At 41.0% G+C, this 14,999-nt stretch carries 17 protein-coding genes; 14 read left to right on the top strand and 3 right to left on the bottom strand.

What is annotated here, in order from left to right:
- Positions 1 to 49 precede the first annotated feature (49 nt).
- From pdxR to J6O61_RS14735, 3 genes are all read left to right on the top strand, one after another.
- The gene (gene pdxR, locus J6O61_RS14745; protein ID WP_292214768.1) at positions 50 to 1,117 is read left to right on the top strand and encodes a MocR-like pyridoxine biosynthesis transcription factor PdxR; all 1,068 of its coding nucleotides are present in this window, start codon (positions 50 to 52) and stop codon (positions 1,115 to 1,117) included.
- Between the two features lie 92 nt (positions 1,118 to 1,209).
- The gene (locus J6O61_RS14740; protein ID WP_292214767.1) at positions 1,210 to 1,740 is read left to right on the top strand and encodes a hypothetical protein; all 531 of its coding nucleotides are present in this window, start codon (positions 1,210 to 1,212) and stop codon (positions 1,738 to 1,740) included.
- On the top strand, positions 1,727 to 1,918 hold the full coding sequence (locus tag J6O61_RS14735) for a helix-turn-helix transcriptional regulator (protein ID WP_292194904.1): 192 nt from the start codon (positions 1,727 to 1,729) through the stop codon (positions 1,916 to 1,918). The genes J6O61_RS14740 and J6O61_RS14735 overlap by 14 nt, the downstream gene beginning before the upstream one ends.
- Before the next feature lie 69 nt (positions 1,919 to 1,987).
- Here J6O61_RS14735 and J6O61_RS14730 read toward each other — a convergent pair whose 3' ends face one another.
- Together J6O61_RS14730 and J6O61_RS14725 are read right to left on the bottom strand one after the other, a co-directional pair.
- Positions 1,988 to 2,845 (bottom strand): CPBP family intramembrane glutamic endopeptidase, encoded by an 858-nt coding sequence (locus J6O61_RS14730; protein WP_292214766.1) that lies wholly within the window; start codon positions 2,843 to 2,845, stop codon positions 1,988 to 1,990.
- Positions 2,846 to 2,942: 97 nt separating this feature from the next.
- On the bottom strand, positions 2,943 to 4,016 hold the full coding sequence (locus J6O61_RS14725; RefSeq protein ID WP_292214765.1) for a helix-turn-helix domain-containing protein: 1,074 nt from the start codon (positions 4,014 to 4,016) through the stop codon (positions 2,943 to 2,945).
- Between the two features lie 301 nt (positions 4,017 to 4,317).
- Between J6O61_RS14725 and J6O61_RS14720 the strand changes: the two genes are divergently transcribed.
- From J6O61_RS14720 to J6O61_RS14675, 10 genes are all read left to right on the top strand, one after another.
- A complete protein-coding gene (locus tag J6O61_RS14720) occupies positions 4,318 to 4,878 on the top strand; it encodes an RNA polymerase sigma factor (RefSeq protein WP_292214763.1) in 561 nt (186 codons plus the stop codon).
- Entirely contained in the window at positions 4,875 to 5,516 is a 642-nt protein-coding gene (locus J6O61_RS14715; RefSeq protein ID WP_292214761.1) for a hypothetical protein, read from the top strand. The genes J6O61_RS14720 and J6O61_RS14715 overlap by 4 nt, the downstream gene beginning before the upstream one ends.
- Positions 5,517 to 5,533: 17 nt before the next feature.
- Positions 5,534 to 6,844, top strand: coding sequence for a serpin family protein (locus J6O61_RS14710; RefSeq protein WP_292214759.1), 1,311 nt, complete (start codon positions 5,534 to 5,536; stop codon positions 6,842 to 6,844).
- A 318-nt stretch (positions 6,845 to 7,162) separates the two neighbouring features.
- Entirely contained in the window at positions 7,163 to 7,915 is a 753-nt protein-coding gene (locus tag J6O61_RS14705; RefSeq protein ID WP_292214757.1) for a helix-turn-helix domain-containing protein, read from the top strand.
- 36 nt (positions 7,916 to 7,951) lie between these two features.
- The gene (locus J6O61_RS14700) at positions 7,952 to 8,881 is read left to right on the top strand and encodes a ParM/StbA family protein (RefSeq protein ID WP_292214755.1); all 930 of its coding nucleotides are present in this window, start codon (positions 7,952 to 7,954) and stop codon (positions 8,879 to 8,881) included.
- 23 nt (positions 8,882 to 8,904) lie between these two features.
- Positions 8,905 to 9,264 (top strand): hypothetical protein, encoded by a 360-nt coding sequence (locus J6O61_RS14695; RefSeq protein WP_292214753.1) that lies wholly within the window; start codon positions 8,905 to 8,907, stop codon positions 9,262 to 9,264.
- A 668-nt stretch (positions 9,265 to 9,932) separates the two neighbouring features.
- Positions 9,933 to 10,325, top strand: coding sequence for a plasmid mobilization protein (locus J6O61_RS14690; protein WP_292214751.1), 393 nt, complete (start codon positions 9,933 to 9,935; stop codon positions 10,323 to 10,325).
- The gene (locus tag J6O61_RS14685) at positions 10,274 to 11,485 is read left to right on the top strand and encodes a relaxase/mobilization nuclease domain-containing protein (RefSeq protein WP_292214750.1); all 1,212 of its coding nucleotides are present in this window, start codon (positions 10,274 to 10,276) and stop codon (positions 11,483 to 11,485) included. Before J6O61_RS14690 ends, J6O61_RS14685 begins: the two co-directional genes overlap by 52 nt.
- Positions 11,421 to 12,200 (top strand): DUF6040 family protein, encoded by a 780-nt coding sequence (locus tag J6O61_RS14680; protein ID WP_292214749.1) that lies wholly within the window; start codon positions 11,421 to 11,423, stop codon positions 12,198 to 12,200. Before J6O61_RS14685 ends, J6O61_RS14680 begins: the two co-directional genes overlap by 65 nt.
- A 156-nt stretch (positions 12,201 to 12,356) precedes the next feature.
- Positions 12,357 to 12,953 carry a hypothetical protein gene (locus tag J6O61_RS14675; protein WP_292214748.1) on the top strand — a complete coding sequence of 199 codons (597 nt, stop codon included), beginning with the start codon at positions 12,357 to 12,359 and terminating at the stop codon, positions 12,951 to 12,953.
- Positions 12,954 to 13,130: 177 nt separating this feature from the next.
- Here J6O61_RS14675 and J6O61_RS14670 read toward each other — a convergent pair whose 3' ends face one another.
- On the bottom strand, positions 13,131 to 13,334 hold the full coding sequence (locus tag J6O61_RS14670) for a helix-turn-helix domain-containing protein (protein WP_292214746.1): 204 nt from the start codon (positions 13,332 to 13,334) through the stop codon (positions 13,131 to 13,133).
- Between the two features lie 632 nt (positions 13,335 to 13,966).
- Between J6O61_RS14670 and J6O61_RS14665 the strand changes: the two genes are divergently transcribed.
- A partial coding sequence (locus J6O61_RS14665) for a thiol-activated cytolysin family protein (RefSeq protein WP_292214745.1) occupies positions 13,967 to 14,999 on the top strand: 1,033 nt, incomplete at its 3' end.

The following is a 14,999-nucleotide window of genomic DNA, read 5'->3' as shown; positions in this document are numbered from 1 at the left end:
ATAACATCAAGGTGGTACTATTAAAATCACCAAAAATGGAGAAAAATATATGACCAGATATATTGAAATTTATGAGGACGTGAAGAAAAAGATAGTTTCAGGCATTTATGGGTATGATACAAAACTCCCGTCAAAGCGTGTCACTGCTGAAAATTACGGAGTAAGCGTTATCACGGTTGAGCATGCCTATGAGCTTTTGCTTGAAGAGGGATATATTTTTTCAAAAGAAAAATCTGGGTATTTTGTAAGCTATAGGGAAAATGAATATTTTTATGGTAATAAGTCAGAGCAGCCAATTAGAAAAGTAAGCAGTTTTAAAGTGGCCGAGAAGGCAGAAGAGATTTCTTTTAACATATATGCCAGGACCGCCCGAAGAGTGTTGTCAGAATACGGGGAAGAGATCAAGGTAAGGCCTGACGCTTATGGCTGCGAAAACTTAAGAATGGCCATATCGGATTATCTTGCCAAAAACAGGGGGATAGAGGCGGATTATAGAAGAATTGTCATAGGCTCCGGAGCCGAATATTTGTATGGCCTTATAGTAAGAGCTTTGGGGAGAGAAAAGATTTTTGCTATTGAGGATCCTTCCTATCACAAAATTTTAAATGTCTATGAGGCAGAGGGGGTAACTACCGATAAACTGCCGCTGGTAGCTGATGGAATAAACAGCGAATCCTTGTGGGAAAGCAGCGCAGAAGTCCTTCATGTTACCCCATATCGAAGCTTTCCAACAGGAGTTACGGCCTCTGCTGCAAAGAAATCTGAGTATATCAAATGGAGCCGGAAGCGGAATGGAATCATTATAGAGGACGATTTTGAATCAGAGTTTTCAGAGAGCAGAAAGCCTGAAGAGACGCTGTATTCACGGGATGACAGTGGAAGAGTTATCTATGTTAATACTTTTAGCAGAACCATCGGCTCTTTTATGAGAACGGCCTATATGGTAATTCCTGAGAGGCTTGAAGATCAGTTTAGGGATAAGATTGGTTTTTATTCCTGTACAGTTCCGGCTCTTGAGCAGTACATTTTGGCTGAACTTATTGAAAATGGGGACTTTGTGAGGCATATCAACAGAGTCAGAAGAAAAAGAAGAGAAAATCACAACGACAAAATGTAAAATATAGTTGACATTTTGCTATCGCGAATGTATTATGTAACTATCAGCTGAGAAAGTAGTTTATAAATTTGATTCTTTTTTGGAGGTTAGTTATGAGTAGTTATTCATTGGGAGTATTAGTTGGACTTGCAGTTACATTTGCGATTTTACTGATATCATTTTTTCTTAGGAAAAAGTATCATGCAGGAGAGGAGCACTACGACGAAAGGCAGATACTTATAAGAGGCAAGGGCTATAAGATAAGCTTCATGACAGTTGTCGTTATCAACGCATTTTATTCTTTTTTCTTTTATGGAATAACAAAAGAGTTTGTTTCTCCACAGTTTGTGGTACTTGCATCTGCATACATCGGTATAGTTGTTTACACATTGTACTGCATATTTAACGATGCATATCTGCAGGTTGGCCAGAATGCAAAAACATGGATAATAGTTCTGCTTATAGTTACTATAAGCAATGCATACTGTGCAATAGTAAGTCTTGATCGCGGCTTTAATGATGCAGGTTTTGCAACAAGTTTTTCATTTAATACTTTGTTTGCAGTTTCTTTTGCAGTAGTGCTTGCTGGCATAGCAATCAAGTATTTCCTGGATAAGAGAGGTTCTGCGGATGAAGAATCTTAAGATGAAAGCTGCCCGCGCCGGCAAGGATCTGTCCCAGCAGCAACTTGCCGATCTGTGCGAGGTATCAAGGCAGACAATCAATGCCATAGAAAAGGGGGACTACAATCCCACAATCAGCCTTTGTATTGCTATATGCAAGGCTCTTGATAAAACACTTGATGAATTGTTCTGGGAGTAACAAAAGAAGGTGGATACATTTGCTTATCAAAAAAGCGGATTTGAGAAATTCTCAAATCCGCTTTTATCTTTAAGTTGATTCATTGGGCTGGTTCCATTTTCTATTCCAGGTTTCCATAACTTCGTCCCATACAGCCGGGCGCAAAATAAAATAGGCAATTACAAGTTCAACTACAGAAAGAACAAGATTTAGAACTATATCTGAAGTTTTTAGAGCGCCATCCAGTATTCCTTCTGATACTAGATCAACATTCATGAAAGCATATATATCGTTAATTGTATGAGCGATAATTGATGGTAAAAGACTTCCACTTCGAAGGAAAAGTGCCGCGAACATGATGCCTGAGCAGGTTGCGGTAACTACTTGTAAAATAGAAGAATCTATTCTTGCGCCTGCTAATATGTTTGCAGCATGTACCAGGCCGAATACTAATCCTGTTGTTATGACTACCCATGGTATTAGAGATTTCTTTTTTATCTGCCTCATCAGGTATGAAGCAGGAAGTCCTCTGAATATTGTTTCTTCAACAGTTCCTGCGACACAGGCCATAAGGACAGAGTGCAATGTGGGAGGTGCAAAGTTTGTTTTTAGAATGAGGGAAGTTATAACATCCGGCAAAAGCCATATTATAACTATGATAAAACCAATAATGATCCATCTGCCAAGATTAACTGTTTTAAGAGTGCCCTCATATTCGGGATAGAACCATCTTTTATAAATACATAGTGTAATGAAAGCACCAACTATTAAACCAATATAATTAATATCTTCTGTTGGTAATGGAATGATTCTTTTTAGTACGATAAAAGCTATCGATGCAACAACATTACTTATGATCGCGCCCCAAAGCATAAGTCCTATTGTTCCAATAAGCCAATGCTTATCGAGAATTTTATGATTTATGATTTTCTTTTCTTTTGTTCTCATGCCTGCTCTTACCTCCATGATTGTTATTCTATATAAATATTAACATAATAATGAACAATAAATGAAGATATAGCTAGGTGATAAAAGAAAGCTTAAATCAAAAATCTGCCTTTATCTTATCTAGAAGTCTTCTCTTTTCCTCAAAAAGAGCTGCAACATCCGCACCTTCAGTGATATTCCACTCTTCTTCCAGATATTTAATCTGTAGTTCGACATACTTAATGGCATCCTCAAATTTTCCAAGTATTTCATAAATTCTTGCCTGTGCCTGAAGATGATCCATACATATATGTTCCTTGTGGTTAGTTACATATATTTCCTCAGCCTTGTGATATTTTTCCAAAGCCTCATCGTATTTTGCATTGGATGCGTAAATGCCGGCTACTTCAAACATCGCATCGTAGCTGTCATGAAACTTCTCCTCGATATGGGATACTATTTTCCATGCATCCTCAACACGATACTCGGCAAAGGCAATATATGCTTCATATACTGGAACAAGAACAGCATTATGATCAGGAAGTTTTGAATAGGAAGCAAGATAATTTACAGCCTCCTTGGTACGATGATCCACAATCAGGTTGTCCATAAGAAACAAGTAATTCCTACCGATTTCAGGATACTTTTCGACTAATTCCTTGAAAAATTCTATAGTGCTGTTATGCTGCCTTGCGTTCCAATCCCAGACTACAGCGCCTTCACTCTTTTGCAGGAGCCATTGGTCCTCTTTGGCGTTAGGATGTAAATTCATAGCTTTTCTTGCATACTGACTGACATATCTGCTGTCACTTAACATTCTGTGATGATAAAGATGTGCAAGGAATGTGTAAATCCTTCCATCCATCCTGTCGGGATGGCTTTCATCATAGTCATCTTTTATATCCAGCAGAAACTCCTTTGTATTGTTAAACACTTCGTCTGTTAGCTCACTTTCATAATCAAGCATATTTTCAATGCGGTGCAACTTCTGCTCTACAGACAAATCAAAAAGTTCATCAATTGTAACACCAAAGAATTCGGATATTGACGGGAGCAGTGATATGTCCGGAGCACACACATTGTTCTCCCATTTAGATATAGACTGACTGCTCACTCCAAGTGCATCTGCAAGCGCCTCCTGTGTTGTGCTGGATTTCAGGCGAAGCGCCTTAATCTTGTTTCCAATATTCATTTTCGCGTTCTCCTTGTGTGATTTTTGAAGAAACGAAGCTTCATTTCAGTTCTTACATGAACAATTGTAGAGTATTGTACTGTTACGCACAATGACGCAGTTTTCAAGTATATACAACCGGAGGTTGGAGGTAAGATTTTTCCAAATCCAATCGGAAAATGCATAATAAAATAATTGGAATACGATTCAGGACATTAAAACATATCACTCGAAATAATATTTTTTCAAAAAATGTAACCATGCTATGATTAATGTCGCTATATAAGGTGAAGGCCTTAAAAAGAAAGAGAGGATCATCTTCATGGATGACTCACAGATTGTAGAGCTCTACTTATCAAGAGATGAATCAGCTATAACGCAGACATCTCAGAAATACGGAACCAAACTTAAAAGAATAGCCCAGAACGTACTATCAGATGCAGAAACTTCCAAGGAATGCGAAAACGATGCATACCTCCAGACTTGGAATCTGATACCGCCCAACGAGCCAAGGACGTATCTTTTTTCATTTGTCGGAAAGATTGTCAGACATCTAGCTATAGACAGGCTTCGTCATGAGAACAGGCAAAAGAGATCTGCCCTGTACTGCGAGCTTACTGACGAGATGCAGGAGTGTATCCCGGGAAGCGTTGATGTTTCACAGGAGTTTGATGCAAAAGAGCTTTCTGAGTGCATAAATCGTTTTCTTGATTCATGCTCTGAGGAGCAGCGGAACATTTTTGTCAGAAGATACTGGTACTTTGATTCCGTAACTGAGATATGTGCAAAATACTCTCTTCCCCAGAGTAAAGTAAAGACCACGCTTTTCAGGATGAGGGAAAAACTTAAGAAGCATCTTGCAGACGGAGGATTCACTGTATGAATGAACATGATTTATTAGATGCCATTGGCGGCATAGATTCAAAGTACATAAAAAATGCTGATAAAACAGTTTCAAGACATAGTAAAATTGCGCATTTTCAGCGTTATTATCTTGCTGTGGCAGGTCTTTTGCTTATGGTTGTGGCAGGAATTGTAATCAGAAACAATCATGTAACTACTGTATATGAGTCTGTAGATGAAACAGAAGAAATCACAACATTGGAGGCTATTCCTGAGGAAAGTGAAGAAGCTGCCCCGGAATTAACCGAAGGTTCTCCTATGCTGACATCCGGAAATCCTGAAGCAAGTGAAGAAACAGACGGTATTGAAGCTATAGAGGGAAACGAAGCAAAAGCTACAGAAGAATCTGTAATTACAGAGTCTGATGACTCCGACTATCCTGCAATGTTAATGTACGGGGGAGCAATTTACAAAGACTCCGGCGAAGAGTATATCGGCGAAATCTTAGACGATGGCTTACTTAAGGTCACATCATATACGGATGGCGAACCTTCAGAAGATGGACAGCAGAACTTTGACAGGTCAGCAGAGACAGAATACTTTGTACTTAATGAGGATGCGATAGTAGTGCACATCGATCCCAATGAAGGAGTATGGAGAGTATTCGTAAGACAGTAATGACAAGGGAGAACATTATGAAAAGAATAATATCAGTTTTACTATCAATATTATTAGTTACCGGTGTTATTTTGGGATGTGGGAATACGGAAAAACCGGGAAATACACAGATAACGTCCAAGGAAGATGGAAGCTCAAATACAGATGTGAGCACAACAGATGTTTCAGAGGTTACGGTTTTGGAGATTAAGGATGTGGATATAAACATGAATTTTAACAGTTCGCTTATAGATTTTATCGAGAAAACCGGCTTTGAAGACAAGAACTACATGATATCCCCGACTTCCTTTAGAGCAGCTCTGTCACTTGCTGTGGCAGGCGCCGATAATGAGACAAAAGATGAACTTTTGAATGCCATGGGATTTAGCAGCATGGATGAGCTGACCGCATGGTACAAAAGTGTATCAGAATCGGTGGATACATATGATGAATGGTTAAAGTCAGCCAGAAAAGAATTTAACAAATACAGGGATTATTACGGTGATGATGCCAAGGAGCCGGAAGGTGCTTTTAATTTGGAAAACTCCATCTGGAGAAATACAAAATCCAGCGGAGAGTTGTCCGTGAAATATATGAAATATGTGAGAGATACTTTCGGAGCAACTGCTGAAAATGTCTCTGAAGACGAGATTACAGATACAGTAAATGGCTGGATCAACGAAAACACCAATGGTCTAATCCCATACATCAGTAACGACCTGTCATATGCCGATCTTATTTTGGTAAATACGCTGTATCTACGCACCTCCTGGGTAAATGATTTCTATGAATATGCTACGGAAGAAGGCGATTTTAAAACTCTTCCCGGAGAAACAGTAAAAAAAGATTTCATGAATCAGGAAAACAAGTTCAAGTATTATGAGGATGAGAAAGGAAAGTTTGTAGTCCTTCCAATGAATGGTGGCATAAATGCTGTATTTATCATTGGTGAAGTGGATGATGTTATAGCCAGGATGGCTGAAGCAGATTCTCAGCAGGTTCAAGTTAAGCTTCCGAAATTTGAATCAGAGACAGCGCTGTCAGAAAATCAGCTAATAGATTTCTGCAAAGCCCGTGGAGCTGAGGCGGCATTTACATCTGATGCAGACTTCTCAATAATGAGCGACGAGATGCAACTTTTTATTTCTGATATTATTCAGAAAACTAAGATCAAGGTGGACGAGAAAGGTATTGAAGCCGCAGCTGCTACAGCAGTTATGGTGACTGAAGCTTGTGCTCTTGAAGAGCCCGAAGTAAAAGAGTTTGTAGCAGATGAACCGTTTAAATATATGATTCTCACAGACAGCGAGAATCCGGAGCTTCTTTTCTACGGACAGCTTGTAGAGTAAATTAGTAAAGGCTGAGCTTTTGACGGCTCAGCCTTTATTTCTGAATCGAGGCGACAAGATTCGAACTTGCGGCCTCTGCGTCCCGAATATTGAGGGGGATTTTTTATCTTATCCCTTTATGTGACAACTCGGCTTATTTCCTATCTCGCTCAAGTCCCAAAACATAGTTTAACACAGATTAACATGGAATAAAAAACATAATAAGAACTTTTTGGTAGAACAAATAGTAGAATAAAAAAGCTCTCTATAAACTTGTAACTTAAGTTTACGGAGAGCTTTTTAAGCTCTTTTTTTTTATCCAGTCAAAGGAGCAACTAAATGGCAATACTTAAAAATAAAACTCAGGGAAACTATACAGTAGTCTCCCAAAACATCATGAGGGACAGAAACCTATCACTAACAGAGCGTGGTATGCTTCTTACCCTTCTTTCTTTGCCGGATAACTGGAATCTGACAATCAAAGGTCTCTGTCAGATCCTCCCGGATGGAAAGGACAGGGTGTCCAAGACTCTTAACAGCCTCATAGAAAAAGGCTATATCACGAGAGAGCAGAACAGGGATGGTGGAGGCAAGTTTGATTCAACTAACCTTGAAGTCCACGAATCTCCTATCGCATCACCCTCACCTTCACCTGATGATCCAGGCAGAAAGATAATCAAAGAATTCCCCATAAAACCTGAATCTTCACCGTGTCCTGAAAACCGGGATGCGGTAAATCGGGATACGGGAAAACCGCATGCGGAAAACCCGCCACAATATATTAATAATAAATCTAATAACTATAAATCTATTACTCAAGAAGTGTGTAAGGCGGACACACTCACGGATGCTGAATATGATGATCTGGTTTCAGAGTTTGGCAAGGCAAACGTTGACTACCAGATACAGCGTATCAGGGATCGTGGCTATAAGGGATGCCTTAACTACGAGACCATAAGGAGCTGGTGCAAGGAGCGGCTTGGCAGGCCGTCAGCTTTTCAGAGCTCGCCGCCGAGAAAGAATACCTTCTGCAATTTCCAGCAGAACGAGTATGACTTTGAAGAGCTGGAAAAGAAGCTCTTATGTAACTAAAAACAAATATCAGAGAAAACGGAGGATTTTAAAGGTATGAATAATTTGTATGCAGATGGAAAGTTAGTGATCGGAATTGATCACGGTTATGGAAACATGAAAACAAGGAATGTGGTGTTTAAGAGCGGAGTTAAGTCCTATAGCGAGGAGCCTGCAATAGCAACCAACGTCTTGCAGCTTGATGGCATGTACTACGTTATCGGCGAAAGCCATAAAGTATTCATTGCCAATAAGGATGAGGATGGTGACTACTATATCCTCACGCTGGCAGCAATTGCAAAAGAGCTTGAGATCAGAGGTTTAAGGTCAGCCGATCTGATACTTGCTGCAGGACTTCCCCTTCACTGGATGTCCAAGCAGAAAAGCTCATTCAGGGATTATCTGATGAAAAGACCTGAAGTCAGTTACAGGTACTGCGGGAAGTACTATCACATCAGAATATGCGATGTTGCAGTCTATCCGCAGGGATATGCAGCAATAGCAGCTTCCCTTGGAGACTACAAGGGAGTGCATATGCTGGCTGACATAGGCAACGGCACCATGAACACGCTGGTGATAACAAACGGCCGCCCCTTATCTGACAAAAAGTTTACAGATAAGATCGGCGTTCATGAGTGCGTAAAGCATATCATGAACGAGGTTCAGGCAGAATGCGGAAAAATCCCGGATGAAAGCATAATTGAGGATTTCCTCATAAATGGATCCGCTGAAGTTTCTGAAAGGATTCAGGCGGTAATGAGGCGCGAAGCGGTCAGATATACCGAGATGATCTTCGAAAAGCTCAGTGAGTATGAATATGATCCGGAGCTTGTAAAGCTCCATATCATCGGAGGCGGAGGATGCCTTATAAGGAACTTCGGAAAATATGATGCTTCAAGTGTGGAGATTATTGAAGACATCTGTGCTACAGCCAAGGGCTACGAAGAACTCTATAACGCACAGCATCAGCTTAGGAAGGGGGCTTGAGCCTTCTTCCCAGAGGTGATTGTATGTCAGAAAAGAGATTGAGCATCAGATTTCGTATGGATAATCCCCAGGATAAAGAAGCCTGGGAATTACTCCAAAGGATTTCTGAAGAGAAAAATATATCCAAGAATGCAGTAGCTCTCAGACTTATATGTAAAGGTGCAGTAAGTACTGAGAGCATGGAAAGTATTTCATTAAATGTGGTTGCCGAAAGAATTGCTGAACTGGTCGCCAATAAGCTGGTAGCTGATAATAGGCTGATCAAAAAAGCATCTGTTTGTGAAAAAAGGCACACTACCACAGCGATAACCAAGGATGAGCCACAGACAGATGAATATAGGGCTGTCAGTGAAGATGCTCTCAGTTTTCTTGATGAATTTTAATGTGGCATCACTTTGGAGCCACCTGATAATTCATACGGCATCAAAATGATGCCATGAGGGCGAAAACTGAGATTGCTCGCTGCAGCGAGGCGATTTACCAGAAATGAAAACGGCGCAGTTCGCACCGCTTTCATTTCTTCCCGGTTCGTTTGATACCTGACCACTTCGAAGGGGCAAATAGTCCACTGGACTGTTTGCTCCTTCTTTGTTTGCAGAGATGAAGAATACTACTATCACTTCCTGCCGGAAGCTATAGCAGCATTCTCCATCCCTGCATCGGTATCTCTCGCCCGGGCAAATCGCAAGACCACATATTTCCCCATCGCCCGCCGAGCCGACCCTACACTGAATGCCATATCGGCGATGGAAAAATATGGCAAGTTTCGCAAAGTGGCAAGCCACATTGCACCGCTTCATCGAAAACGCCTATCGGCATTTTCTCTTTCGCTAAACTTGCCAGATGGGCTTTGCCCCCTTGGAACCCCCAGCAAAGGTTTATCCAACCTCTGCACACCGGAGCCGACTACCAGACTTCAGAAAAAGAAATCATCCCCCGGATAATTTCTCTTTCTACGTTCAATAGTCTAGAGGCTCTGCCTCTGCACTCCGCCAAAGGGTCTCGCTCCCTTTGGAAACCAGCGCAAAAAATGAGAGGAGCAAATTTAATCATGGGAATAGCTAAACGAAGAAGAAATAAAGCAATCACCATACGCATGAATGCTGCTGAGTATGATGCATTGCAGAGCAAAATAAAAGAATCCGGATTGACACAGCAGTCATTTATCATAAGTGCAATCCGTGACTCAAACATCACCTCTGCCAAGGAGTTAGAGGTAATAAAGGATATCAGCAGGAATTTTGCTGATCAGGACAGACAGCTAAGAGGTATAGCTACCAATATCAACCAGATGGCACATGCTGCAAATGGTCAGGGTGTTTTACCAACAATAGAAAAACTGAATGAGATTTCTGATAAGATATTGGAATTTCGAAAGGAGGATGATAAAAGATGGCGATTAATAAGGCAGTCGGTAAGCCCGCTAAAAGCCACGGGGGCTTGAGAAATACCATAGAGTACGTGCTAAAGGATGAAAAGGTTAAGGAAGGCTATCTGGATGTAATCGGACCGTATCTTGAACCTACAGTCAACTACGATGCGGTGTACAGGACCTGGATTGAAGAAAAGAAGCTGTGGGATAAGGATTCTGGAAGGATGTGTGCCCATAACGTGATCAGTTTCCACAAAGATGAACAGGTCACCCCTGCTGAGGTGCTTGAAATTGGAAAGGCTTTTGCAGAGGAGTTCTTTTCAGGACACCAGAGCGTAGTTGCTGTTCATCAGGATAGAGATCACCTTCACTGTCATATCGTAACCAACAGCGTTTCCTATATTGATGGCCGAAAGCTCCATCAGTCCAAAAAGGATCTGGAGCAGCAGAAGGTATTCACTAATAATCTTTGCCGTGAAAAAGGACTGCATGTAGCTGAGAAAGGACGTCACTTTGATGGTACGCCTATCGAGCCTGGCGAGATCATCGCATGGAATAAGAACACTTACAAGCTTCTTACCAATGACTCAAAAAAGAGCTTTTTGGCAGACTGTGGTATTGCCCTTATGGAAGTGATCCCAAGGTCTGCCTGCAAAAAGGAATTCATTTCAGGCATGGCAGAAAAAGGATGGTCAGTAAAGTGGGAGGATAAACGCAAGCACATAGTATTTGAAAATGAACGCGGAGATAAGGTCCGTGACAGCAAGATTGAAAAGACCTTTTCAGGTCTTAAAGTGAACAAGGAGGATTTAGCAATTGAATTTGAAAGACAGAATGAACTCAGGCTTGGAAATACAGAAGCCACAGAACCTGGAAATAAACCCGAGGAATCTGAATGCCTTGAACGATACTACGCAGAAGTCGAATCAGCCATCGTTGGAATCTCTGGTGGAGGCTCAGTCGGAGGCTCTTCGGAAGCTGACAGCGGAGAACCATCAGAAGGATATGCGGATAGAGGATCTGAGAAATCAGATACAGAGCAGCTTGTCAGAGAAGTCAGAACTGATATCTGTAATAGCAGAGCTCAGAGCAGAGAACTCATCAGTGCAGAGCGTAAATCAGTCGATCGCGAAAGAGAACGACGACTTGAGGAACAGAGGCGGGCTCTTGAGCAGGAAAGAACAGCAGAAATTAGCTGCAGATCTCGAAGACACTCAGAGCCTTCTCGTTGATACTAGAAAGCTCGTTGATATATCTAATGTTGAAGCGGTACAAAAAGCTCAGGCAGCCCAGGAGGCTGCCGAGCTTAAGGCGAAGAAAGACATAGCTGACTACAAGGAACTGGCTGATGGAAAGATTAACAAAGCTGTTGAGGCCAAGATCGAGGCAAAGAAAAATGCAAAGTTCATGGTGGATAGAGCAAAGAAGAAGGAGCGTATAGCTTGGGAATCTCTTGCTACTACCCTCTTCTGCTGTCTTATTGCGTATCCTGCATTCTTAAATGACTTGTGGGATGCATTAACACTGCCCTTCATGTGGGTTTGGAATGGAATAAATGACTATACTTACTGGTTGAAAACTCCATATTATTCCAGGTATATAGGCGGAGCCACAAAGCTTTATGCCTATTCTGCCGGCATGGCATGGCTTCTTAGGATAACTAGCTTGATTTTGGTGATAGCTCTAATTGTTGGTGCTTGCTATGGTATTTGGATTGGCGTTCATTACTATATAAAACGATGGTGCAACCTATCATTAAAGATGTTATTAGTATCAACTGGCGCTGTCATAGTCTTCGGTGAAGGTATCCACAATTTAATGAAAATCAATTTAGTAGCTTTATTCATCTTTATACAATTAGTATATCTTGGCCTTCTCATTTGCTTTGATGATTATTTTGAAACTAGGAATAAGAGCTGTGAGTGGATCCAGATTCAGAACAGATAGTTTTAGATTTTTTTGAGAATATGTTTTGCATATACCTTGCTTATTCTAATAGCTTTCTAGAATTTCATTTGTGATAATTGGAATTGGAAGTGACAGTGAATATAATGTGGATACAACATAAAGAGCAGGAAGTATCAATTGAAAGGAGAATGATTTATGCCATATATTAATCAGAGTCGAGGAGATGTAAGATGTGGAGCATATGCAGCGGCGTACTGGGTTTGGGAAACTGCAGGTGGACATCTGCCCGCTAACAATGTAAACGATGAGGAAGAAGTTCATATCATCTATAATAATGTAAGGTTTAATATGGCTGATATGCAGATTATTGATAATTTTAATCATGCTATGGCCGATGCGATGAGAGGCTTTTCTAATCCGTTTAGAATTTCAGATTATCTCAATAATCGTTTGGGAATTAACACAGAGGTTATTTCTGCGGATGCCAATTTTAGAAATTTGTTACATATTCTTGATCCCACTAGACATTTGAAAGACCCCCATGTTATACAAGATCTGGCAAATGGAGAGAGTGCAATTCTTATTATGGGATATGATTTAGGTGGCCAACCAGATCCTCGGCATTATGTTTATGCGGTTGGAAACAAAAATATTAAAAAGATATCGAATGATGGGATCGGAATGACCGTTATAGATCCGGCTGACGGTAAAGAGAGCAAGGTGGAGTATAATTTGAGTGAATGGACTGCCTCATTCCATGGTATGAAGTTCTTGAATACAGTCATCAGATAATAATTACATATTATCTTTGATAAAGCTTTATCAGGCAATCTAATAATATCCCCTTGGATTGTTATAAGAAAGGCAGCTATGATATTGAATAATCAAATGTCATAGCTGTCTTGTTATGTACATTTCTATAATTATTTCTACTTTCCTTCATCAAACATTTAGAACCATATCCACTCTTCACTCATCCCCAACATACTCTATCAAATCCCCAGGTTGGCAATCCAGCTCCCTGCAGAGCTTGTCTATGAATTTCAGTGTGAAATTATGTTTGCATGACATCCGTGTCACGTGTGCCGGGAGCAAGACTCCGTCCTTCAATAGCTGGTACTGGGTGATTCCTTTTTCTTTCATAAGTTTTCTCATAGGTTCAAAAGATATCATATCGGGTTTCCTCCTGCGTTTTTTGTTTCATCGTGCGTGAAGGAAACTCGCTTGATAATTACCACATATGAAAAGATAAAAATGCTTTCATATATGGTAATTAGAAATACCATTTCAGTTTGATACAGTTAGAGTGCAACAAAACAATACCGGCTTTTTATGTTGAATACACAGCACCGGGTTGCAGGTGCGGAAAGGGGGATTCTGCAATGCATGAAAGAGGTGCTCCCCTTTAAAGGGAAAATAAATACCGGGATATGCCGATAATAGTCCATTCGATGATTATTTGGGTAACTTGAAGCCTTTATATATTTCATGGCTGAATGTTCCGGGCAAACTGGCTAAATCAGTGGAACATAAGGATTCGGTTTTTCCCGGCAACAATGGAGAAGTCCGCTGTGGTATATGCAAAAAAGTGAATAAAACATACAGCCTGCTCATCATTAACAAGCAGGCTGTATATTGTAAGCGCAAAATCAGTGGCATGAAAAAGCGGTAAGCCTATCGCGAATAATCAAAACCACATTGAACAGAAGTCTTGTTCTGGAACAGGCTGTTATATTTTTGAGGGTATCTCAATGATACAGGCATTACATCAATATCATTAAAATCTGGAAAGGAGCAATCATAATATGGAAACAGTAACGAATAACAAGCGTATACTTGAAAAATATCTGAAGGATCTTGCACCAGATAAGTCCAAAATTCTGGTTGACAAGGGTACGGACCCGCAACTTGATATCAAACCGAGCGTCAGGGAAGGCGACGATAACAGTTTTATTATCATAAGCCGCGTCAAGGAAAAAGCTGAAGATCAGACAGCAGATTTATCTGCAATCAGTGGGAACCTTAACAGCGTCTATCCCGGTGCTATTGTACATGCGGATTCTGCACTGGTGGATGGAAGACCGAATGCTATATCCGGGGAGGATCTTCCGAGAAAGCCGATAACGGTAGGCCTTGATATCAATGGAAATACGAATGAGCCTGTGGTTGTGAACAAGCCAAATCGTCACAGGGTAATGGCTGCGGTAAATGCGATGGTTCAAAAATGGTTCGAGGATGGCCATAAAGCAGCGGCGAAAATGTCCTATAGGAGCGCGTTCGTATATGATTCGAAACAGATAGAGGCAAAACTTGGCATCCAGCGTGCGGACAAGCTTTTCGGTGTGGATTTTAAGGCATATTCGAATGGAGTTCAAAAGGAAATGCTCATCTGCTTTAATCAGATATACTATACCGCAAGGGTTGAAGCGCTTACCGCATCGTCGCTTTTTGCCGATGAGGTGACTCCTGATGACCTGAGAGACAATGGCATCGATGAGAAAAATCCTGCGGCGGCTCTTGTTACCAGCGTAGATTTTGGACGACAGATTGTTGTGAGGTTCACAACAAACAACGTAACTGACAAGGTGGAAGCCGCATGGAACGCCTCTATCAGCGGAACAGGCATTGAAAACAAGAACGAGTACAAGCACATTATGGAGAACACCACTTTTAATGTGTTTGTCTATGGAGGCACGACTGAAACCGCGGCACAGATTCTGAAAGACTCACACGACATTGCTGAGGTCAACAGGATCATTGCCAAGGACATGAACTTTGATAAGGATTCCGCTGTCTGCCCGATCAGTTACACCACGAACTTCATTGATGACGGAACTC

Origin of the sequence: Butyrivibrio sp., assembly GCF_017635265.1 — a bacterium.
Lineage (GTDB): Bacteria > Bacillota > Clostridia > Lachnospirales > Lachnospiraceae > Butyrivibrio.
The sequence above is the reverse complement of the archived record's forward strand: the minus strand, read 5'-3'. Positions and strand labels throughout refer to the sequence as shown.

Excerpts from the sequence above, each read along its gene's own strand:
- J6O61_RS14715 (WP_292214761.1), top strand. The coding sequence starts at position 4,875 with ATGAATGAACATGATTTATTAGATGCCATTGGCGGCATAGATTCAAAG.
- J6O61_RS14690 (WP_292214751.1), top strand. The coding sequence starts at position 9,933 with ATGGGAATAGCTAAACGAAGAAGAAATAAAGCAATCACCATACGCATG.
- J6O61_RS14675 (WP_292214748.1), top strand. The coding sequence starts at position 12,357 with ATGCCATATATTAATCAGAGTCGAGGAGATGTAAGATGTGGAGCATAT.
- J6O61_RS14735 (WP_292194904.1), top strand. The coding sequence starts at position 1,727 with ATGAAGAATCTTAAGATGAAAGCTGCCCGCGCCGGCAAGGATCTGTCC.
- pdxR (WP_292214768.1), top strand. The coding sequence starts at position 50 with ATGACCAGATATATTGAAATTTATGAGGACGTGAAGAAAAAGATAGTT.
- J6O61_RS14685 (WP_292214750.1), top strand. The coding sequence starts at position 10,274 with ATGGCGATTAATAAGGCAGTCGGTAAGCCCGCTAAAAGCCACGGGGGC.
- J6O61_RS14740 (WP_292214767.1), top strand. The coding sequence starts at position 1,210 with ATGAGTAGTTATTCATTGGGAGTATTAGTTGGACTTGCAGTTACATTT.
- J6O61_RS14705 (WP_292214757.1), top strand. The coding sequence starts at position 7,163 with ATGGCAATACTTAAAAATAAAACTCAGGGAAACTATACAGTAGTCTCC.
- J6O61_RS14695 (WP_292214753.1), top strand. The coding sequence starts at position 8,905 with ATGTCAGAAAAGAGATTGAGCATCAGATTTCGTATGGATAATCCCCAG.
- J6O61_RS14700 (WP_292214755.1), top strand. The coding sequence starts at position 7,952 with ATGAATAATTTGTATGCAGATGGAAAGTTAGTGATCGGAATTGATCAC.
- J6O61_RS14710 (WP_292214759.1), top strand. The coding sequence starts at position 5,534 with ATGAAAAGAATAATATCAGTTTTACTATCAATATTATTAGTTACCGGT.
- J6O61_RS14725 (WP_292214765.1), bottom strand. The coding sequence starts at position 4,016 with ATGAATATTGGAAACAAGATTAAGGCGCTTCGCCTGAAATCCAGCACA.
- J6O61_RS14670 (WP_292214746.1), bottom strand. The coding sequence starts at position 13,334 with ATGATATCTTTTGAACCTATGAGAAAACTTATGAAAGAAAAAGGAATC.
- J6O61_RS14720 (WP_292214763.1), top strand. The coding sequence starts at position 4,318 with ATGGATGACTCACAGATTGTAGAGCTCTACTTATCAAGAGATGAATCA.
- J6O61_RS14730 (WP_292214766.1), bottom strand. The coding sequence starts at position 2,845 with ATGAGAACAAAAGAAAAGAAAATCATAAATCATAAAATTCTCGATAAG.